The following is a 19840-nucleotide window of genomic DNA, read 5'->3' as shown; positions in this document are numbered from 1 at the left end:
AGAACAGAAATTGCATTGGAAAGCACCCAGAACGTCCGACAAATACCCGCAGGCCTCACAGCAGCTGCGCCGCTGCCACGACGGCCGCCAGCGCAGCGGCCGCCACGGCCAGGCCCGCCGCCAGGCGCGGCCGCAGTGCGATCAGCCCCGCCGCGGACAGCGCGCCCAAAGACCAGAAGCCCAGCCCCAGCACCGTGCCGACCGAGCCGCCCCAGCCGAGCACGCAGGGCGCGAAGGCCGCCGCCAGCAGCAGCGCCCCGGCGCCGCGCAGCCCCAGCCGCCGCGCCGCCGGCACCTCGTGCCGGCCGGTCAGCTGCTCGTAGTGGCGGTCCATGGCGAAGGCCAGCGCGGCCATGCCGCCGAAGGACAGGGCCCAGGCGGCCAGCGATGCGTGCAGCGCGCTCATGCCACGCTCCCCCGGTCGGCAGCGGGTGCCCCCGGCCGGCCCTGGCGCCGCACCGCCGGCCCGCGCCGGCGCAACCAGCGCGCGGTCGCCGCCGCGGCCACGCCGATGGCCAGGGCAAACAGCTCCACCCCCGCGCTTTCCCAGTCGCCCTGCAGCAGGTGCAGCGGCAGGAAGGCACCGGTGGTGAGCAGGTTCAGCAGCGGCAGCAGCAAGCACAGCGCCGCCAGCGCGCCCAATTGCTCGCGCCAGGCCGAGGCCGGCGGGCGCGCCAGCGCATGCGCCAGCGCCAATATCCACAGCGCAAAGAACCCACCCAGCTCCCAGTCGCCGCGGTGCGCCAGGCCCAGCGGCACGAGGCGGTTGGCCCACAGGAAGCCGACGCAGGCGATGGCCAGGCCCGCGATGGCCGCCACGTTGAGCCCTTCGACCAGGCGGTACACCCGCGCGGTGGCGCCGCCAAACTCGCCCAGGTGCCTGGCGCGGCGCTTGACGATGAACAGGATGGCGCCGGTGGCCATCATGGCGCTGCCGGCCAGCCCGCAGGCGAAATACAGCCATTTGAGCGCCCAGCCGCCGAAGACCGCCATGTGCAGCCCGCCGAGCACCGACTGGGCCAGCGACGCCGTTCCCCCATCCACCCTGCCGGGCTGGCGCAGCTGCAGCAGCTCGCCGGTGGCGGCGGAGAACATGGCCATGCCGGTGGTCGGGCTCAGGCGGCGGCTCGCGTCCTCGCCATCGTTCCAGCCGTACACGCCGATGCGCGCCGCCGCATCGCCGGGGTGGTCGATCACCACTGCCCGCACCGGCTGCCCCATCAGTTGCTGGCCGCGCAGCGCGAAGGCCTCCAGGTCGGGCACCGCCATGGCGCGGCCCGTGGCGGCGGGCTTGCCGGGCTCGTTCAGCGCGGCGACAAAGCTGCGCGCACCCTCGCCGTCCGCGCCGAAGTAGGTGGCAACGCCGGCGGGCATGAAGGTCAGGCCCGAGATGGCGAGACCGGTATAGGCGATCATGAACTGGAAGGGCAGCGTCAGCACGGCCACGGCGTTGTGGGCGTCGAGCCAGCTGCGCTGCCCCTTGCGCGCGCGGAAGGTGAAGAAGTCCTTGAAGATGCGGCGGTGCGTGATGACGCCGCTGACCAGGGCCACCAGCATGGCCAGGGCGGCGATGCCCACGATCCACAGGCCCGCCTGCCCCGCGTGCAGTTCGTAGTGGAAGGTCACGAAATGGTGGCCGCCCTGGGTCTGGCGCGCCGCGCCATGGGCGCCCGCGGGCAGCGGCTCGCCCGTGGCCGGATCAAGCTCGGCCGAAGCGTATTGCTGCTGGCGGTCGAACCAGTACACCTTGAGATCGCCCCGGCCCTGGGCATCGGCCGGCCACAGCTCCCACATGCCGGCGCCGGGGTGGTGCTTTTCCATGTAGGCCGCGCCCCAGGCCAGCCGCTGCGCCAGCGAGGCGGAAGGCGCCGCCGGCCCGGCCTGGGCGGCGCGGGCGGCCGCCTCTTCCTCGGCGTGGTGCTCGGGCGTCATCCAATGGGTGATCGGCTCCTCGAAGACCGCCAGCGTTCCGGTCAGGAACACGGCGAACAGCAGCCACGAGAACCACAGCCCGCACCAGGTGTGCAGCCAGGCCTGCGCCTGGCGGAAACCGCCCTGCCCGGCGCCGGTGGTGTTGTTGTTCCGCGCCATGCCTCATGCCCTCCCGTGCAGCAGCCAGGCCGCCGCCAGCATGGCCGCCGTGGCCAGCAGCAGCCCGCCCCACGCCCGCCGCAGCGATACCGGTGAGAAAGCCCAGACCACGGCCGCCACATGGACCACGAAGCTGGTCTGCATGCCCGCCAGCACGGCCTCTAGCCGGGCGAACGGCGCCGCGCCGCACAGCACGGCCCAGGCGCTGGCCAGCCCATAGCCGCCCAGCACGGCGGCCAGCACGCGCGAGGCGATGTGCACGCCGGGTCTATCCACGAAACGCTGCGCCATCGGATCAGAACCGGCCCTGCAGCGACACCGTCACCGTGCGCTTTTCGCCGTAGAAGTTGCCGTAGCCGGCGTAGCCCACGGTGCTGTAGTAGGTCTTGTCGAACAGGTTGCCCACGTTCATCGCCACGCTCCAGTCCTTGTCGATCGCATAGCCCAGGCGCGCCGACCAGACGGCGTAGCCCGGCGAGCTGAAGCGGTAGGCCGTCCAGGCGCCGTCGTAGCGGCCGGTTGCCGGGTTGTAGGCATTGATGCCCGAGGCGCGGAAGTTCGAGCTCTGGGCCACGACGCCGGCGCCCAGGCTCCAGCCGCGCAGCGCGCCGCTCATGCGGTAGTCGCCCCAGGCCTTGAACAGGTGGCGCGGCGTGACGGTGCTGAAGCTGGCATCGTCCGCACGCTTGTCCTCGTTGTTGTTGAAGGTGTAGCCCACGGCCAGCTGCAGGTTGGGCGTGACGCGGCCGGTCAGCTCCAGGTCGATGCCCTGGCTGCGCAGGTCGCCGTCGCGGAAGTAGCAGCAGCCGCCGCGCCAGTCGGTCTGCGGATAGGCCGGATCGACCAGCGCCTGGCCCTTCTTCTCGGTGCGGAACAGCGCCGCGCTGGCGATGAGGTCGCGGCTCCACTCGCTCTTCACGCCCAGCTCGTAGGTGCGCCCGCGCACCGGGTCCAGCGGCGTGCCCGGCAGCGGCGCGGAGAACTTGCCGGCCTGCGACTGGTAGATCTCGGCGGTGCTCGCGTAGATGCTGAGGGTCTTCGACAGGTCGTAGACCATGCCGGCATAGGGTACGAAAACATGGCCCTCGCGGCTGCGGGAGTTCAGCTCGCCGTCCATGCCGTGCTGGGTGCTGCGGTCCTGCAGCGTGTAGCGGCCGCCCAGGATGACGGCCCAGTGCTCGGCCGGGCGCAGGCGCACCGAGCCGTAGAGGCCCGATTTCTGCGTCTCGGTCTGCGAGCCGCTGGTCCAGGGGCCGAGCGGAAAGCCCGGGTCGGCCGGCGGTGTGCGGTTGAAGATGTCGGCCGGCCCGACACGCGGCCACAGGCTGCGGCTGACCTCGCGCGAGCGCTGCAGATCCATGCCGACGATCACGTCGTGGCGCAGGCCGAAGGCATCGAAGCCGCCCTGCGCGTTCAGGTCCAGGCTGGTCTCGCGCGCCTTGCCCACGCTCTGGTTGATCCACCAGTCCGCCCCGACCAGCGTTCGCGGATCGGGCGCGTTCTCGATCTCGGCGCCATTGACACCCTCGTTGAAGCGCGTGTGGCGCAGGTTGGCCTTGAGCGTCCAGTCCGAGGCCAGCTGGTGCTCGAGCTTGGCGAACAGCGTGGTGTTCTCGCGCTCGATCCAGTTCCACGGCGCACCCATGTTGGCATTGCGCGGCAGGCCGATGTCGCTGCCGTCGGCATAGCGCGGCAGGCTGGCGTTGAAGCCGGTGTTGCGGTCGTTCTGGTAGCTTGCGCCCAGCGTCAGCACCGTCTCGGGCGCCAGGTCCATCGCCACCGTGCCGTACAGCATCTGGCGCTTGAGCTTCGACGGCTCGGCCATCTCGCGGCGGTCGTGGTTCACCGCCACCAGCCGGCCGCGCACGCTGCCGTCGGCATTGAGCGCGCCCGTGGTGTCCAGCTCGGCCCGGTAGTTGCCGAGCGTGCCGCCCGACAGCAGCACCTGCGTCTGGCGCTTGGCCAGCGGGCGTTTGTAGGTGAAGTTGAGCACGCCGCCCGCCTCGCCCGCGCCAAACAGGCCGTCGGCGCCGCGCAGCAGGGCCACGCTGTCGAACTGAGCCATGTCCTGGCTGCGGCTGCCCGCGCGCACCGAGTTGGCGGCGCTGCCGTCGTAGCGGAAGTTGGTGATCTGCAGGCCGCGCACCAGGTAGGTGGTGTCGAGCCAGTTCTCCTCGCGCGTCACGCCGGTGGTCTGGGCCATCACATCGTCCAGCGTGCGCAGCGCCTGGTCATCCATGCGCTGGCGCGTCACCACCGTGACCGACTGCGGGATCTCGCGCAGCGTCTGCGCCGACTTGCCCACTTCCACGCCCTTGGAGACATAGGCGTCGCTGTCCTCGCTGTACACCTGGGGGATCGCCTTCTCGGTCACCCGCACTTCTTCCAGCGACACGGCGGGCGCCTCCTGCGCCACGCCGGCGAGCGGCCAGGCGGCAGCCACGGCGGCGGCAAGGGCAATGGGGCGCCAATCGGCGGACGTGGCACGGAACAGGGCGCGGGAGCAGCGGTAGGGCATGGCAATGTGCTGGAAGCAACCAGGGGAAAGCCCGACCGGAACGTCTTGCGGCATGGACGCAGCCCCGCCTGCGCACCAGCAGCCAGTGGGAGCCACGGCCCATAACCCTGCATCGACGACAGTGGCGGGCGGCTCAGTGCTGTGGCTGGAACCGGGGTTCCGTGGTGGCTGGCAGCAAACGTTATTGAGAATTATTCTCAAATATTATTTTACAGAAATATAAGTCGCTTCAACTATGTCAACGCTTATTTCGATGAGCACCAAGTACATGCTGCGGCACCAAATCCATGAATACCTTGCCAATGCTGAAATCCCCGCTCCACTTTCAGGAGTGGAATACGCATTTCCACACCAGGTTTCGCCGCTGGCAGCGGCCCATGGCTGTCTCCCCGGCGGCAGGCGCCGAGGGGTACTAAACTCCGGCCATCGAGATTTCCCAAGGACCAGCACCATGCCATTTGCCGGAATCGGCCTGCACCTGATCGTCGCCATCTTCTTTGCCGTGCACGCGGTGCGCACCGGACAGCAGATGTACTGGCTGTTCGTCCTGCTGGCGTTCCCGCTGCTGGGCAGCCTGATCTATTTCCTGGCCATCTACCTGCCCAGCTCGCGGCTGCAGCGCCAGGCCACGCGGCTGGCCAGCACGGCGGTGAAGGCGCTGGACCCCACGCGCGAGGTGCGCGAGGCCCAGGCCGCGTTCGACTACAGCCCCACCGCGCAGAACGAGGTGCGCCTGGCCCAGGCCCTGCTCGCCACCGGCCAGGCCGCGCAGGCCCTGCAGCACTTCGAGGCCAGCATGAAGGGCCCGTTCGCCAACGACCTGGACATCCGCTGGGGCGCAGCCCAGGCCGCCTACGACGCCGGCCAGCCGGTGGATGCGCTGCGCCACCTGCAGACCATCGCGCAGACCGATGTGCACTACCGCGCCGAGGCCGTGGGCCTGCTGGTGGCCAAGGCCTATGCGGCGCAGGGCGACGACGAGATGGCGCGCAAGTCCTTCGACTTCGTGCGCGCGCAATCGGGCAGCTTCGACGTGACCGCCGAATACGCCATCTGGGCCGCCGACCGCGGCGACTGGGCCGCGGCCAACCGGCTGCAGGCCGAACTGCAGAAGGCCATGACGCCCTGGACGCGCCAGCAGCGCGAGCTGAACCGCGACATGCTCAAGCGCCTGAGCGCGGCGTTTGCGCAGCAGCCCAAGGCTTGAAGCCAAATTGACCTCCAGCGCTTATCCATAAAGCGCGAGCAGCTATCTATAAATGAGCAAACAGCCGTCCACCCCATGAACCCCGCCTTCCATCCCCTGGTCCGCGTGCGCACCGTCACTGCCTTCATCAACCTGCCGCCCGACGCGCAGCAATGGCAGGCCTGCCTGGCACAGGCCAAGCAGCAGTGCGACGCCGTGGCCGACGCCATCGAGGCCAGTGGCTACCAGGTGCAGTCCATCCGCATCGTGAGCAACCCGTTCGGCGAGTTCCTCGATGTCTCGGGCGCGGACACCGCCCTGGCCGGCCTGCAGCGCATCACCCAGACGCTGAACGCCATCAACACCGGCAAGCGCCGCATCCGCTTTGCCATCGGCGAAGCACGCAGCGCGCAGGAGATCGCGCTGCTGCCCCGGCTCATTGCTTCCTACGGCGACCTGTGCAATGCCTGCGTCAACATCGACCTGGACGGCAATGGCTTCCTGCAGGGCGAGCTGCTGCACGCCAGCGTGCAGGCTATCCAGCAGATCGCGCGCACCACGCCGCGCGGCGAAGGCAATTTCAACTTCACGGTCAACTTCAACTGCGCGCCCGGCATTCCGTACTTTCCGGCCAGCTACCACCGCGGCCAGCACCACGGCGCCCTGGTGCTGGGCCTGGAGACGCCGGACCTGCTGGTGGCCGAACTCGGCGAACTGCAGGCCCGGCGCGAGCAGCTGGACCATGCCGCCTGGATGCAGTTGGCCTTTGACCGCCTGAGCCAGTCGCTCACGCAGCACGCCACGGCCATCCAGCGCTGCGCCGACGGCGTTGCCCTGGCTGCCGGCTGGCATATCGCGGGCATGGACACCTCGGCCGCGCCGTCCAAGTCCTGCGCCTCCATGGTCGATGTCTACCGGCTGCTGGGCGTGCCCCACTTTGGCGCCAGCGGCACGGTGGAAGCCTCGGCGCTGCTGACGCGGGTGTTCAAGTCGGTGGCCGGCGTCACGCAGATCGGCTTCAGCGGCCTGATGCTGGCCGTCACCGAGGACGCAGGCCTGGCCCAGGCCAGCCTCGACGGCGAGTTCGACATCCGCGCGCTGCTGACCTACAGCAGCGTCTGCGGCATCGGCCTCGATACCGTGCCCATCCCCGGCGACAGCAGCGCCGGGCAGATCGCCGCCGTCATGCGCGACACCGGCACCATGGCCTTCCGTCTGAACAAGCCGCTGACCGTGCGGCTGTTCCCCGTGCCGGGGCTCGCGGCCGGCGACCGCACGGCCTTCGAGAGCGCGGACCTGTGCAACTGCGCCGTGCTGGCCCTGCCCTGAGGACTGCCCCGCTAATTCCCCACCGCCAGCGCGCTTGATCCCGCCCCTGGCCGCCGGGCGGGGTGCCCCGGTAAAATCGGCGGTTATGGCAAAAATCATCGTCCTGGCACTGGTGCTGCTCTTTTTCGGCTGCGGGCTATACATGCACCTGCGCGGTAAGGTGCGGCACAAGGTGCTGCGCCAGCTGTTCGACCACTCGACGTTCACGGCGCCGTTCAACGTCTTCATGCTGGCCTTCTCGAAGGTGCCGCGCACGCCCTACCTGCCCACCAGCACCTTCCCCGAGCTGGCGCCGCTGCAGGCGAACTGGCGCGAGATCCGCGAGGAAGCCGTCAACCTGCAGAGGAACATGCAGATCAAGGCCGCGGCCAACAACGACGACGCGGGCTTCAACTCCTTCTTCAAGACCGGCTGGAAGCGCTTCTACCTCAAGTGGTACGGCGATGCGCACCCGTCGGCCATGGAGCTGTGCCCCAAGACCACGGCCCTGGTCAAGTCCATCCCGAACGTGAAGGCGGCCATGTTCGCCGAGCTGCCGCCAGGCGCCAAGCTCAACCTGCACCGCGACCCGTATGCCGGCTCGCTGCGCTACCACCTCGCGGTGCTGGCGCCCAACGACGACCGCTGCATGATCGAGGTCGACGGCCAGCCCTACAGCTGGCGCGAGGGTGAAGGCGTGGTCTTCGACGAGACCTACATGCACTGGGCCGAGAACCGCAGCGAAGGCAACCGCATCGTGCTGTTCTGCGACGTGGAACGGCCCATGACCAACCGCTTCGCGCAGTGGCTCAACCACTGGCTGGGCAAGAACGTGGTGTCGGCCGCCAGCTCGCCCAACAACGAGGGCGACCCGCGCGGCCTGATCAGCAAGCTGTTCAAGATCTCGTTCTACATGGGCCAGTACCGCCGCCGCTACAAGGCCTGGAGCCCGACGGCCTACAAGCTCACCAAGTTCGGGCTGATGATCGGCGCGGTCGCGGCCTTCATCTGGTGGTAATCAGGCTCTAGTCGAGCAACGCCACCTGCACCTCGCGCGGGCCGCGGTACGGGTTGCGGCCGTGCCAGACCTGCAGGTTGTCGAGCACCATCACGTCGCCGTCCTGCCAGGGCCACTGGTGGGTGAAGCGGTCGCACAGCGCTTCCATCTGTGCCACCTCCTCTGCGTTCAGCCGTTCGCCATTGCCGAGCGACGCGCCGGTCTGGTACTTCTGGTGCTGGCGGTAGGCCTGGCTGCGCGCCGCATCCTCGACCTGCGGCCGCATGTGGATGACCGAGCGGTACAGCGTCTGGCCGGTCACCGGGTGCGTGACGAAGGGCTCCAGGTCATTGAAGACCGTGAGGCTGCCGTCGTCGTGCCACAGCGGCTGCAGGTCCTTGGCGGCGCAGATGCGCTCGACCTCGGCGCGCTCCTCGGTGAAGAAGGCCTGGTTCCAGCCGCGCTGGTCCATGTCGGCATAGCTGTCGTCCAGCGCTTGGCTGGGCGGGCCGAAATTGCGCGTCATGCGCGTACCCAGCTGCTCCAGCTTGCCGCGGATGGCCGCCGGCATGGCGGCGACGAAGCCGCGCATGTCGCCGATGATGGTCTCGCCGCCCTCGGTCGCCGTCTGCCGCGAGAAGAAGGCGATGCGCCGCGGGTAGTCGCGCATGTAGGCCATCTCGGAATGGATGGCCAGCCGCACCGAGCTGGCCAGGCGCGTCGATTCCATCACCTGGCCCTGGATGGCCTTGCGCGGCGCGCGGCCGCCCTCGTAGCTGCCCGAGAACTGCGGGAACAGCGCGGTCAGCGCGCCGAAGTCCTCGGTCTCCGCCAGCGGAAAGCCGCGCAGCACGATGCCGCCGTGCGCGACGATCAGCCGGTCCAGCGCCGGGCGCGAGGCGCGCACCCAGTCCAGGAAGGCCTGGCGCTCGGCCAGCGGCCCGCCTTCGCGGCAGCAGATGAACAGCGGCGCCTGGCCCGGCGCGCGCTCGTGGCAATCCACGGCGTCGCCCAGTTGGTGGACGGATGCGGGCACGGCAAAGCCGGCCGAAGCTTCGGCAAAAGTGCTTGGCATGGGAGTTCCTCTCGAAAGTTTCAATCGCGGTAGCTGGGGTCCAGCCGGTCCATCTCGCGGCGGATGGCCGCCCATTCGCGGTCACCGCGGATGGGCACGCGGGCGAAGGCCTCGCGCGTGGATTGCACGGCGGCAGCGTCGGCCTGCCGCAGCTGGCCGGCGGCCATCGCATCGACCTGGATGCGGCAGGCCGACTCCAGCCAGTACAGGTGGAAGAAGGCCTCGGCGATGGTGCGCCCGCCCACCAGCAGGCCGTGGTTGCGCAGGATGGCGACGTGGCGGTCGCCCAGGTCCTGCACCAGCCGCTGCTGCTGCGACAGCAGTACCTCGGGGCCGCTGAAGTCGTGGTAGGCGATGCGACCGTGGAACAGGCAGGCCTGCTGCGACAGCGGCAGCAGCCCGCACTCCATGGCCGACACCGCCGTGCTGGCCCGCGTGTGCACGTGCAGCACGCATTGCAGATCGTGGCGCGCCGCGTGCACGGCGGTGTGGATCACATAGGCCGCCGGGTTCAGGCCCAGGCCGATGTCGGGCTCGTACAGGATGTCGCCGTTCAGGCGGATCTTGAACAGGTTCGATGCGCTGACCTCGGTGTACAGCAGCCCGTAGGGGTTGAGCAGGATCGCGTCGTCCTCGCCGGGCACGCGGGCCGTGATGTGGTTGTAGATCAGGTCGCTCATGCCATAGCGGTGCACCGCGCGGTACAGCGCCGCCAGGTCCTGGCGCAGCCGCCATTCGGCCTCGCCCACGCCCCGCGCGCTCCAGACACCCGCGTCATACTCGGCGGCCAGCGCCGCCGCTTGCGTGTGCGCCGTCATTGGATGGCCAGGCCCAGCGCGCGGATGTTCTCGCGGTCGGCCGCGAACTGGCGTGCCGCGTAGTCGGTGTAGTCGCGCGCGCCCAGGAAGCGGTTGGGCATGGACTCGATGGCCAGCGCGCGCTGGTAGTTGCCGTCGCCGGTGGCGCGCTGGATGGCCTCCTGGATGCTGGCGACCAGCGCGGCGTCCATGCTGCGCGGGCCGGCGATGCCGATGACCGACTGCACCGTGATGTCGCAGCCCAGCTCGGCCAGCGTGGGCACATCGGGCCAGCCCGGCAGCCGCCTGGGCTCGGCCACCGCCAGCAGGCGCACCTTGCCGGCCTGCGCCATCGCGCCCCAACCGGCCTCGAACATCACGTCCACATGGCCGCCGAGCAGCGCGGTCATGGCATCGGCGCCGCCCTTGAACGGCACGTAGTTCACCGCGATGCCGGCCTGCTTCTGCCACTGGTTGGTGGCGATCTGGCCCAGCGAGCCAGTGCCCACGGCCGCCACGTTGAGCTTGCCGGGGTTCTCCTTGGCGTAGGCGATCACCTCGGCCAGGCTCTTCCAGCGCAAGCCCACCGGCACCGACACCGCATAGGTGTAGCTGGTCAGCCCGGCGATGTAGCTGAAGTCCTTGAGCGGGTCGTAGCTCACCTTCTGCAGGTGCGGCAGGCGGAAGACCGCGGTGGTGATCACCGCTAGCGTCGCGCCATCGGGTGCGGCCCGGGCCATCGTCGTGGGGCCGAGCGTGCCAGTGGCACCGGGCTGGTTCAGCACCACGACCGACGGCCCCTGGGCCGACAGCGCATGGGCCAGCGCCCGCATCTGCGCATCGATGGGCCCGCCGGCCGGAAAGGGCACGATGAGGCTCACCGGCCTGGCGGGCCAGGCCGGGGCCGCCCGGCCCAGCGGTGCGCACAGCGCCGCGCCGCAGCCGGCCGCGAGCTTGAGCCAGTCGCGCCGGCTGCTGAATCCCTGTGGTTGCATGGTGTCTCCTGAAGAATGGCCTTGCCGCTGGTTCGCGGCTGTTGGGGCTTTTTTCAGTGTAGGAAAGACATCCCGCCTTGGTAATTCCCACAAGTGGACACAGCAATGCCTTGTGAGAATATCCGGGCTACCACCATGCGCATTGAAGACCTGCAGACCTTCCAGGCGGTCACCCGCTTTCCCAGCCTGAACCAGGCGGCCGCCGAGCTGGGCGTGTCGCAGTCGACCCTGACCAAGACCCTGGCCCGGCTTGAGGCCGAGACCGGGCTCAAGCTGTTCGACCGCTCGCGTCAGGGCGTGAGGCTGACCGAGCTGGGCCAGACCTTTGCCCGGTATGCGCAGAACATCTCGATCACGCTGGACGCCATGCACGCCGAGATGGGCGACATGCACGCCGCGCGCGCCGGCAAGGTGCGGCTGGCCACGCTGCCACACCTGCTGCCCAGCCTGGTGTCGCCGGTGATGCGCCGCTTTCTGGCGTCACGCCCGCTGGCCACCTTCTCGATCTCCACCAGCCTGAGCCCGCACCTGCTGGCCCAGCTGCAGACCGGCGAGGTCGACCTGGTGTGCGCGTCGATCCCGGACGAGATTCCCACCGGCATCGCGGTCGCGCCCATCGGCGCGCTGCAGGTGCAGATCGTGGTCAGCGCCAGCCACCCGCGCCTGGACGGGCTGCGCGGCTTTGCCGACCTGGCGCGCGAGCGCTGGATCATGCCGGCCAGCTCCATCTACCTGCGCCAGTGGCTGAACCAGCGCTTCGTACACCTGGGCCTGCCGCCGCCACGCATCGCGGTCGAGAGCAATGGCTCGCAACTGGCCTTCACCGAACTGATGCGCCACAGCGACCTGATCGGCATGCTGCCGCTGCACACGCTGGCCCAGCCCGAGGGCGCCGGGCTGGTGGGCCTGCCCGGAGAAGGCATGCGCTGGCAGCACGACCTCGCGCTGCTGTGGCGCGAGCAGGGCTACCTGTCGGCGCTGACGCAGGAGTTCCGCGACGCCATGCTGCAGGCCGGGCAGCAGATGGCGCTGTGACCTGACTCCGTCAGTTGCCCAGGTTGCGGATGGCCTCGGGCGTGAACTGGCTGGGCTTGAGGTCGCCCTTGTCCAGGATCGGGGCCTTGCCGCGTTCCTGGAACAGGTTCATCGCCACGTACGAGCCATTGCTCAGGTCGTGATAGACCCCGGTGCCCGAGTGCCACTTCTTGGTGTCGAAGGCGTAGTAGTAGTTGATCTCGCCGTACTGCCACAGCTGGCCGCGGGCATCGTAGAAGTCGCTGGAGACGGCGTGGCCGGTGTCCTCGTCGATGTAGAGCATGCGCTTGGAGTACACGTGGCGGTAGCCGGACTTGAGCTTGCCTTCCAGCACCCAGACGCGGCGCAGCTCGTAGCGGCGGTAGTCGGGGTTCAGGTGGCCGGTCTTGAGCAGGTCGGCGTACTTGATCGGCTGGTGCAGGCGGAAGGTGTTCGCGGGGATGAACATCTCGCGCTTGCCCTGCAGGCTCCATTCGTAGCGCTCGGGCGAGCCATTGAACAGGCGCTCGGCGTCGATCGGCACCTTGCCGCTGGAGCCTGGCAACGGCTGGTCGAAGCCGAACTCGGGCAGCTGGCGCACGCGGCGGGTGCCGGAATCGTAGTTCCAGGCCAGGCGCTTGTGGGAGCCGAAATTCATGGGCTCGATGGACAGCACCACGCTGCCTTTCTCGCGCTCGGGCAGCTGCGTGTAGTTCGTCACCCAGGCGTAGTAGTCGCCGGTGGCGGTGCCGGGCTTGCCCAGGTTGGCGGGGCTGTCGTAGTTGCTCAGCTGCACGTAGTTGGTGCGTCCCCAGGCGGTGCTGCCGTTGGGGCTGACGATGGCCAGATCGCGCAGCACCTCCTCGGTATACGCGCGGCTGGGCATCATGGTGTTCCAGAGCAGTTCAGCCCCGGTCTTGGGGAAGGGAAAGGGCAGCGCGCCCATGAAGCCCTTGACCCCGTAGCCATCGCTGACCACCTCGGCCTCGGTGGCATTGCGCTTGGCGACGGCGCAGACGGCATCGTCGTAGCGGAAATCGCGGTGGCCGGGATAGACCGGCAGGCGCATGCTGGCCGGGAACTTGGCGAGCAGCGCCTTCTGGCCTTCGCTGAGCTTGTCCGCGTACTGGGCCATGTTGGCGGCCGTGATCTCGAACAGCGGCTTTTCGCCGGCATAGATGTCGGGCTGGAACTGGCCGACCGACTTGGTGAACTGCACGCCGGGCGGCACGCCCAGGATCTTGCCGGTGAAGGCAGGGATGCTGCCGTCGGCATTGCCGGCCTTGGTCGCGCCGGTGCAGGTCAGGTCCTTGCCCAGGCGATCCGCCTCGGCGGCCGGCACCTTGGCCATCGCGGCGCCTGCCGCCAGCAGGCCCATGCACAGCGCAGCCGCTGTTCCCTTGTTTCTTGCTTGCATTCCTTCGGATCCCTCTTCCAATGTCGAGAAGCCGCACACGGTGCGGCGAGTGAAACCCATTCTCGAAGCGGGTGGAGAGCCGGGAATCGTCCGATGGGACTAGGGTAAACGCGGAGCTGTCGCGGATGCGCGCTACAGCGCCTTGCGCAGGTTGGCGGGCGGAATCCGCAGCGCCTCGCGGTACTTGGCCACGGTGCGGCGGGCGCATTCGATGCCCTGCTGCTGCAGCAGCTCGGCGATCTTGCTGTCCGACAGCGGCTTGGCCGGGCTCTCGGCGTCGAGCAGCTGCTTGATCAGCGCCTTGACCGCCGTGCTCGACGCGCTGCCGCCGGTCTCGGTGCCCAGGCCCGAGCCGAAGAAGTATTTCAGCTCGAAGGTGCCCTGCGGCGTGGCCATGTACTTGGCGGTGGTCACGCGGCTGATGGTCGATTCGTGCAGGCCCAGCTCGTCGGCGATCTCGCGCAGCACCATGGGCCGCATGGCCAGCTCGCCGTGCACGAAGAAGTTCTTCTGCCGCTCGACGATGGCCTGCGACACGCGCAGGATGGTGTCGAAGCGCTGCTGGATGTTCTTGATGAACCAGCGCGCCTCCTGCAAGCGCTGCTGCATGCCGGCATGGCCGCCCTTGTGGCCGCGCAGCGCGCTGGCGTAGACGTCGTGCACGCGCAGCTTGGGCATCACCTCGGGGTTGAGCTGCACCCGCCACTGCGGCTGGCCGGCGCGCGTGGCCGCGGCCGGGCGCACGATCACGTCGGGCACGATCACGTTGCGCTCCACGTTGGCATAGGGGCGGCCCGGGCGCGGCTCCAGCCCGGCGATCAGCGCCATGGCCTCGCGCACCGCGGCCTCCTTGCAGCCGGTGAGCTGCACCAGCTTGCGCACGTCGCGGCGCGCCAGCAGGTCGAGCGATTCGTGGCAGACCAGCAGGGCCGTCTCCAGCGCCTCGGCGGGCCCGGCCTGCGCGCGCTGCAGCGCCTTGAGCTGCAGCACCAGGCATTCCTGCAGGTTGCGCGCGCCCACGCCCACCGGGTCCAGGCTCTGCAGCAGGCGCAGCGCCACCGTCAGGTGGTGCAGCGCCTCGTCCAGCGCCTCGGCATCGCTGGCGTCGACCAGGCCTTCGGCCAGCTCGGCAAGCGACTCCTCGAGGTAGCCATCGTCGGTGAGCGATTCGATCAAAAAGTACAGCGCCGCCCGATCCTCGGCCGACAGCCGCAGCGCCAGCGCCTGGCGGTGCAGCACGTCCTGCAGCGACTCGTGGGCGTGGGTGTGGTCGAGGGCCGAATAGTCCTCGTCGTCGGTGCCGGCGCCGCGCGCCGGCATGTCGCCGCCCCAGTCCTCGGCGGCGGTATCGCGGCCGTCGTCGCCTTCCCAGGGCAGGGCCTCGGCGCTGACCTCGGCCACGGGTTCTGTATCAAATTCGGCTGTGGCGCTTGATTCATAAGCGCCATCAGCTACAAAATCAGAAGCAGCCTCGTTCGCTGCCGGCTCGCGCTCGGCGGGTGCATCGGCCTCGTCTTCGGCCCGCTCCAGGAACGGGTTTTCGTCGAGCATCTGCTCCACTTCCTGCTGCAGCTCCTGGGTGGACAGCTGCAGCAGCCGAATGGATTGCTGCAATTGGGGGGTCAGCGTCAGGCTCTGCGAAACCTTGAGCGACAGGCCGGGCATCATGGACACGACTCGAAGACCTGTTCGGGAGTCACATGCGGAAGTGTTCGCCCAGGTACACCCGGCGCACGTCGGCGTTCTCGACGATCTCCTGCGGCGTGCCCTGCGCCAGCACCCGGCCGTCGCTGATGATGCAGGCGTGGTCGCAGATGCCCAGGGTCTCGCGCACGTTGTGGTCGGTGATGAGCACGCCGATGCCGCGGTCCTTCAGGAAGCCGACGATGCGCTGGATCTCGATCACCGCGATCGGGTCGATGCCGGCGAAGGGCTCGTCCAGCAGGATGAAGCGCGGCTGCGTGGCCAGCGCCCGGGCGATTTCCACGCGCCGGCGCTCGCCGCCGGACAGCGCCAGGGCCGGCGATTCGCGCAGGTGCTCCACGCGCAGCTCCTGCAGCAGCGAGGTCAGGCGGCGCTCGATCTCGCTGCGCGCCAGCGGGCGGCCCGCCTCGTCGCGCTGCAGCTCGAGCACGCCGCGCACGTTGTCCTCGACGCTGAGCTTGCGGAAGATCGAGGCTTCCTGCGGCAGGTACGACAGGCCGAGCTGCGAGCGCTGGTGGATGGGCATGTTGGCCACCGAGTGGCCGTCGATCAGGATATCGCCCGCGTCGCTGCGCACCAGGCCGACGATCATGTAGAACGACGTGGTCTTGCCCGCGCCGTTGGGGCCCAGCAGGCCGACGACCTCGCCCTTGCGCACGGACAGCGACACGTCCTTGACCACCTTGCGGCTGCCGTAGGACTTCTGCAGGTGGCGCACTTCGAGGCAGCTCTGGTCGCTGCCCGTGGCCAATTCGCGCACCGCGATGGTGCTGACAGGCTCGGCCGCGGTCACTTGCTTCCTTCGTTCAGCTGTTGGCTGGGCCGCAGCTCGGTGCCGGCCCCGGAAGCGGGCGGCGTGGCGGGCTTGGCTCCGTTGCCGCTGCCGCCCTGCGGGTCCTTGGGCGACAGCATCACGCGCACCCGGCCGCCCTTGGCGGCGCCCGGCTTGGTGTCGCTGGCCTGCGCGGTCTTCTGGCCGTTGACGGTGAAGGTGTCGCTCAGGTTGTTGTAGACGATGACCGAGCCGCTGACCTGGTCGGTCAGCGCGGTTTCGCGGTAGCGCCGCAGCTCGGCACGGCGGTTCAGGTGCACGGTGTCGTCGCGGCCGTCGTAGGTGATGACGTCGCCTTCGCCCTCGATGTACTCGGCGGGCGCGCCCGGCAGGGTGTCGCGCTTCTGGCGGAAGAACGCCAGCTTGCCAGCGCCGGCCGTCACCACGCCGCGCTGGTAGCCGTCGCGGTCCTGGCTGACCTCGAGCTTCTCGCCACGGATCACGATGGTGCCCTTGGTCACCACCACGTTGCCGGTGAACACGCTGGTCTGCTTGAGCTCGTCGTGCTGGCCGGAGTCGGCCTCGATGTTCATGGGCTTCATGCGGTCGGCTTTCTCCGCATGCGCGCCCGCGGCCCAGGCCAGTACGGCCAGGGCAAGAACCCGTGAAATTAAGCGAATCTTCATAAGCGGCATGTTTTTTGCTCCAACGATTGTAGCCAGCCTGCCCGCCGCCTCGCCGAAAAAGTACAAAGCCCGCGGATGCGGGCTTTGCGCGGGTGGGGCGATGCCCCCACGGGCGGATGGTTTATGCCTTGGACTGGGCCGCCAGGTACTCGACCACCTTCAGCACATTGGCCATCGAGCCGGCGCGCGTGCCATCGGTGTAGTACTTGCCGGCCACGCCCATCGCGGGCACGCCCTCGACGCCGTAGGCCTCCTGCAGTTGGGTGGCCTTGCGCACCTGGCTGGCCACCGAGAAGGAGTTGTAGACCTCCTTGAACTTGGCGCCGTCCACGCCCTGCTTTTCCATGAAGGCGAAGATCTCGTCGTCCTTGTTCAGGCGCTGGCGCTCCACGTGGATGGCGCGGAACACCTTCTCATGCACCTCGGGGATCTTGCCCATGGCTTCCAGCGCGAAGTAGATCTTCTGCTGCGGGATGAAGGTGTTGTTGAAGGCGATGGGCACGCGGCGCACCTGAATGTGCTTGGGCGCGCCCTTGACCCAGGCTTCGAACTGGGGCTCGAAGGCATTGCAGTGCGGGCAGCTGTACCAGAAGAACTCAATCACGTCGACCTTGCCGGCCGGCGCTTCCGGGGTGACCGGCGTGCGCAGCTTGACATAGTCCTTGCCTTCCTGGAACTTGGCCTGGGCCAGGGCACCCTGCGTGGGCAGGGCCAGGGATGCGGCAGCCACCGAAGCGGCGGTCAACGAGAAGTCACGGCGTTTCATAAAAAGGATGCTCCTGATGCAATGGTCGGTGTAGGAGTGGCCGGGCCGGAAAAAAGTTCAACGCTGCACGCGCACGATCTGCGCGTCGATGCCGGCGCCGTCGAGCTTGCCCTTGAGGCCGTCGGCGTCGTCGCGCTTGGCGAAGGGGCCCACCCGCACGCGGTAGACCACGCGGCCGTTGACCTCGCGCTCGGTCACGCGGGCCTCCCAGCCCATCATGGCCAGCTTGGCGCGCTGCGCCTCGCCGTCGCCCTGGGTGCGGAAGGCACCGGCCTGCACGAAGTACTGGAACGGATCGGCACCGCCGGCGGCGGCGCTGCGCGCCTTGGCCAGGTCGCCCAGCGGATCGGCCGAGGGGCCGGCCTTGGGGTCGGTCTTGGCGGTGGTGGTCTTGTCGCCGGGCTTGTCCGTCGCGGGCTTGTCGCCGGCAGCCGTCTTGCTGTCGGGCAGCACCACCTCGGGCTTGTTGGCCACGGGCGGCGTGGGCGGCGGCGCGGTATCGGCGCCGGGCTTGGGCGGCTCGGGCACGACCACGCCCTGCACCGCAGGCGTGGAGCTGCGCGCGGGGTTCTTGCCATACAGCGGCGAGTTCGGGTCCCAGTTCTGGTTGCGCTGCTGCTCTTCCTTGTCCTTGGCGTCGCCGCGCACGCCAGCCTTGTTGACGAAGGGCACCGGCACGTTGGTGACGTAGATGGCCACGGCCAGCGCCGCGCCCAGGCCCACGAGCAGGCCCAGGATCAGCCCCAGGATGGTGCCCCCGCGTTGATGTTGTCGCATGAACGGTCTCGCTTCTCTCTGCAATTACATGCGCTCCGGCGCACTGACGCCCAGCGTGGCGAGGCCGTTGCGCAGCACCTGCGCGGTAGCGGCCACCAAGGCCAGACGCGCCAGCTTGACGGGTTCGTCGTCGACCAGGATGCGCTCGGCGTCATAGTAACTGTGATAGCAGGCCGCCAAGTCGCGCAAATAAAAAGTTACATCGTGCGGGGCGTTGCCGTCGGCGGCGGCCGTGAGCATCTCGGGGTACTTGGCCAGTTGCAGCATCAGCGCCTGGGCCTGCGGGCCCTGCAGCGCCGACAGGTCCACGCCCTGCAGCGCGGGTACGCCGGCGCCGCCCTGCTCCTGCCAGCCGCGCAGCACCGAGCAGATGCGCGCATGGGCGTACTGCACGTAGTACACGGGGTTGTCGTTGTTCTGGGCCACGGCCAGGTCGACGTCGAAGGTGTACTCGGTGTCGGGCTTGCGGCTGAGCAGGAAGAAGCGCACCGCGTCCTTGCTGGTCCACTCGATCAGGTCGCGCAGCGTGACGTAGCTGCCGGCGCGCTTGCTGATCTTGACCTCTTCGCCACCCTTGACGACGCGCACCATGGTGTGCAGCACGTAGTCGGGGTAGCCCTGGGGGATGCCGACGCCAGCCGCCTGCAGGCCGGCGCGCACGCGCGCGATGGTGCCGTGGTGGTCGGTGCCCTGGATGTTGACGACCTTGTGAAAGCCCCGCTCCCACTTGGCGATGTGGTAGGCCACGTCGGGCACGAAGTAGGTGAAAGTGCCATCCTGCTTGCGCATCACGCGGTCCTTGTCGTCACCGTAGTCGGTGGACTTGAGCCACAGCGCGCCGTCCTGCTCGTAGGTATGGCCGTTGTCGATCAGGCGCTGCACGGTCTTCTCGACCCGGCCCGAGGTGTAGAGGCTGGATTCGAGGTAGTACTCGTCGAAGCGCAGGTTGAAGGCCTGCAGGTCCTTGTCCTGCTCGTTGCGCAGGTAGGCCACGGCGAACTGGCGCACGTTGTCATAGTCGGCCACGTCGCCGTTGGCGGTGAACTCGCGGTCGTCGGCCTTGACGGTCTGCCTGGCCAGGAAGTCGTTGGCGATGTCCTGGATGTAGTCGCCGTTGTAGAAGGCCTTGCTCGCCGGGTTCTCCGGGTCGGTGGGCCAGCACTCGTCACCGGGCTTGAACCCTTGGGCGCGCAACTGCGTGCTCTTGGTCAGCGTGTCGATCTGCACGCCGGCGTCGTTGTAGTAGAACTCGCGGTGCACGTTCCAGCCCTGCGTGGCGTACAGGTGGCAGATGGCGTCGCCCAGCGCGGCCTGGCGGCCGTGGCCCACGTGCAGCGGGCCGGTGGGGTTGGCCGAGACGAACTCGACCAGGATCTTCTCGCCGCGCGAGGGCTGGAAGCCGAAGCGCTCGCCCTGCGACAGTACCTCGCGCACCACCTGCTGCTTGGCGGCGGGCTTGAGGCGGATGTTCAGGAAGCCGGGGCCGGCGATCTCGATGCCCTCCACCCACTGCTGGAAGGCGGGCGTGGCCTCGAGCGCGGCCTTGAGCTGCTCGCCCAGCGCGCGGGGGTTGGCCTTCAGCGGCTTGGCCAGTTGCATGGCTGCGGTGCAGGCGAAGTCGCCATGGGCCGCCACCTTGGGCGATTCGAACGCGGCGCGCGCACCGGCGCCGGGCTGCAGCTTGTCCAGCTCGGCAGACAGGGCCGCGAGCAGTTCTTGTTTCACTAATAGCATAGG

At 68.8% G+C, this 19840-nt stretch carries 18 protein-coding genes; 4 read left to right on the top strand and 14 right to left on the bottom strand.

The window, feature by feature from the left end:
- Positions 1–55: 55 nt before the first annotated feature.
- From ACYVKR_RS04720 to ACYVKR_RS04705, 4 genes are read right to left on the bottom strand one after another with little or no spacing between them, the layout of a single operon-like run.
- Positions 56–406: a DUF3325 domain-containing protein gene (locus ACYVKR_RS04720; RefSeq protein WP_460479648.1), complete on the bottom strand. Its 351-nt coding sequence runs from the start codon at positions 404–406 to the stop codon at positions 56–58.
- Positions 403–2091 (bottom strand): PepSY-associated TM helix domain-containing protein, encoded by a 1689-nt coding sequence (locus tag ACYVKR_RS04715; protein ID WP_460479647.1) that lies wholly within the window; start codon positions 2089–2091, stop codon positions 403–405. The genes ACYVKR_RS04720 and ACYVKR_RS04715 overlap by 4 nt, the downstream gene beginning before the upstream one ends.
- A 3-nt stretch (positions 2092–2094) precedes the next feature.
- A complete protein-coding gene (locus ACYVKR_RS04710) occupies positions 2095–2382 on the bottom strand; it encodes a hypothetical protein (protein ID WP_460479646.1) in 288 nt (95 codons plus the stop codon).
- A 4-nt stretch (positions 2383–2386) separates the two neighbouring features.
- On the bottom strand, positions 2387–4609 hold the full coding sequence (locus ACYVKR_RS04705; RefSeq protein ID WP_460479645.1) for a TonB-dependent siderophore receptor: 2223 nt from the start codon (positions 4607–4609) through the stop codon (positions 2387–2389).
- Between the two features lie 451 nt (positions 4610–5060).
- Here ACYVKR_RS04705 and ACYVKR_RS04700 point away from each other — a divergent pair, with 451 nt between their 5' ends.
- The 3 genes from ACYVKR_RS04700 to ACYVKR_RS04690 all read left to right on the top strand — a co-directional run bounded on the left by ACYVKR_RS04700 (position 5061) and on the right by ACYVKR_RS04690 (position 8121).
- Positions 5061–5816 carry a hypothetical protein gene (locus tag ACYVKR_RS04700; RefSeq protein WP_460479644.1) on the top strand — a complete coding sequence of 252 codons (756 nt, stop codon included), beginning with the start codon at positions 5061–5063 and terminating at the stop codon, positions 5814–5816.
- A gap of 75 nt (positions 5817–5891) precedes the next feature.
- Positions 5892–7124 (top strand): DUF711 family protein, encoded by a 1233-nt coding sequence (locus ACYVKR_RS04695; protein ID WP_460479643.1) that lies wholly within the window; start codon positions 5892–5894, stop codon positions 7122–7124.
- 85 nt (positions 7125–7209) lie between these two features.
- Positions 7210–8121 (top strand): aspartyl/asparaginyl beta-hydroxylase domain-containing protein, encoded by a 912-nt coding sequence (locus tag ACYVKR_RS04690; protein ID WP_460479642.1) that lies wholly within the window; start codon positions 7210–7212, stop codon positions 8119–8121.
- Positions 8122–8128: 7 nt separating this feature from the next.
- Here the strand turns inward: ACYVKR_RS04690 and ACYVKR_RS04685 are convergent, their stop codons facing one another.
- The 3 genes from ACYVKR_RS04685 to ACYVKR_RS04675 are packed head-to-tail and all read right to left on the bottom strand — an operon-like array spanning position 8129 to position 10967.
- Complete coding sequence (locus ACYVKR_RS04685; protein ID WP_460479641.1) at positions 8129–9175, bottom strand: Fe(II)-2OG oxygenase family protein; 1047 nt, start codon at positions 9173–9175, stop codon at positions 8129–8131.
- A gap of 20 nt (positions 9176–9195) precedes the next feature.
- Positions 9196–9993 (bottom strand): class II aldolase/adducin head domain-containing protein, encoded by a 798-nt coding sequence (locus ACYVKR_RS04680; RefSeq protein WP_460479640.1) that lies wholly within the window; start codon positions 9991–9993, stop codon positions 9196–9198.
- Positions 9990–10967, bottom strand: coding sequence for a tripartite tricarboxylate transporter substrate binding protein (locus ACYVKR_RS04675; RefSeq protein ID WP_460479639.1), 978 nt, complete (start codon positions 10965–10967; stop codon positions 9990–9992). The genes ACYVKR_RS04680 and ACYVKR_RS04675 overlap by 4 nt, the downstream gene beginning before the upstream one ends.
- Positions 10968–11102: 135 nt before the next feature.
- Between ACYVKR_RS04675 and ACYVKR_RS04670 the strand changes: the two genes are divergently transcribed.
- Positions 11103–12002 (top strand): LysR family transcriptional regulator, encoded by a 900-nt coding sequence (locus ACYVKR_RS04670; RefSeq protein ID WP_460479638.1) that lies wholly within the window; start codon positions 11103–11105, stop codon positions 12000–12002.
- A gap of 10 nt (positions 12003–12012) precedes the next feature.
- On the opposite strand, the gene ACYVKR_RS04665 is transcribed toward ACYVKR_RS04670, so the two are convergent.
- The 7 genes from ACYVKR_RS04665 to argS form a co-directional block, all read right to left on the bottom strand.
- Positions 12013–13398 carry a DUF1329 domain-containing protein gene (locus ACYVKR_RS04665; protein WP_460479637.1) on the bottom strand — a complete coding sequence of 462 codons (1386 nt, stop codon included), beginning with the start codon at positions 13396–13398 and terminating at the stop codon, positions 12013–12015.
- A 132-nt stretch (positions 13399–13530) separates the two neighbouring features.
- Positions 13531–15066, bottom strand: a complete 1536-nt coding sequence (locus tag ACYVKR_RS04660) for an RNA polymerase factor sigma-54 (RefSeq protein WP_460480070.1) — start codon at positions 15064–15066, stop codon at positions 13531–13533.
- Between the two features lie 28 nt (positions 15067–15094).
- Positions 15095–15868 carry an LPS export ABC transporter ATP-binding protein gene (gene lptB, locus ACYVKR_RS04655; protein WP_460480069.1) on the bottom strand — a complete coding sequence of 258 codons (774 nt, stop codon included), beginning with the start codon at positions 15866–15868 and terminating at the stop codon, positions 15095–15097.
- A 23-nt stretch (positions 15869–15891) separates the two neighbouring features.
- Complete coding sequence (gene lptA / locus ACYVKR_RS04650; protein WP_460479636.1) at positions 15892–16560, bottom strand: LptA/OstA family protein; 669 nt, start codon at positions 16558–16560, stop codon at positions 15892–15894.
- A gap of 121 nt (positions 16561–16681) precedes the next feature.
- Positions 16682–17326 carry a thiol:disulfide interchange protein DsbA/DsbL gene (locus ACYVKR_RS04645; RefSeq protein ID WP_460479635.1) on the bottom strand — a complete coding sequence of 215 codons (645 nt, stop codon included), beginning with the start codon at positions 17324–17326 and terminating at the stop codon, positions 16682–16684.
- A 57-nt stretch (positions 17327–17383) separates the two neighbouring features.
- Positions 17384–18103 (bottom strand): SPOR domain-containing protein, encoded by a 720-nt coding sequence (locus tag ACYVKR_RS04640; RefSeq protein ID WP_460479634.1) that lies wholly within the window; start codon positions 18101–18103, stop codon positions 17384–17386.
- A gap of 24 nt (positions 18104–18127) precedes the next feature.
- A complete protein-coding gene (gene argS / locus ACYVKR_RS04635; RefSeq protein WP_460479633.1) occupies positions 18128–19837 on the bottom strand; it encodes an arginine--tRNA ligase in 1710 nt (569 codons plus the stop codon).
- Between the last annotated feature and the right edge of the window lie 3 nt (positions 19838–19840).

It is taken from the genome of Comamonas humi (genome assembly GCF_054782535.1).
Note: the sequence above shows the minus strand (reverse complement) of the source record. Positions and strands in the feature narration are given on the sequence as shown.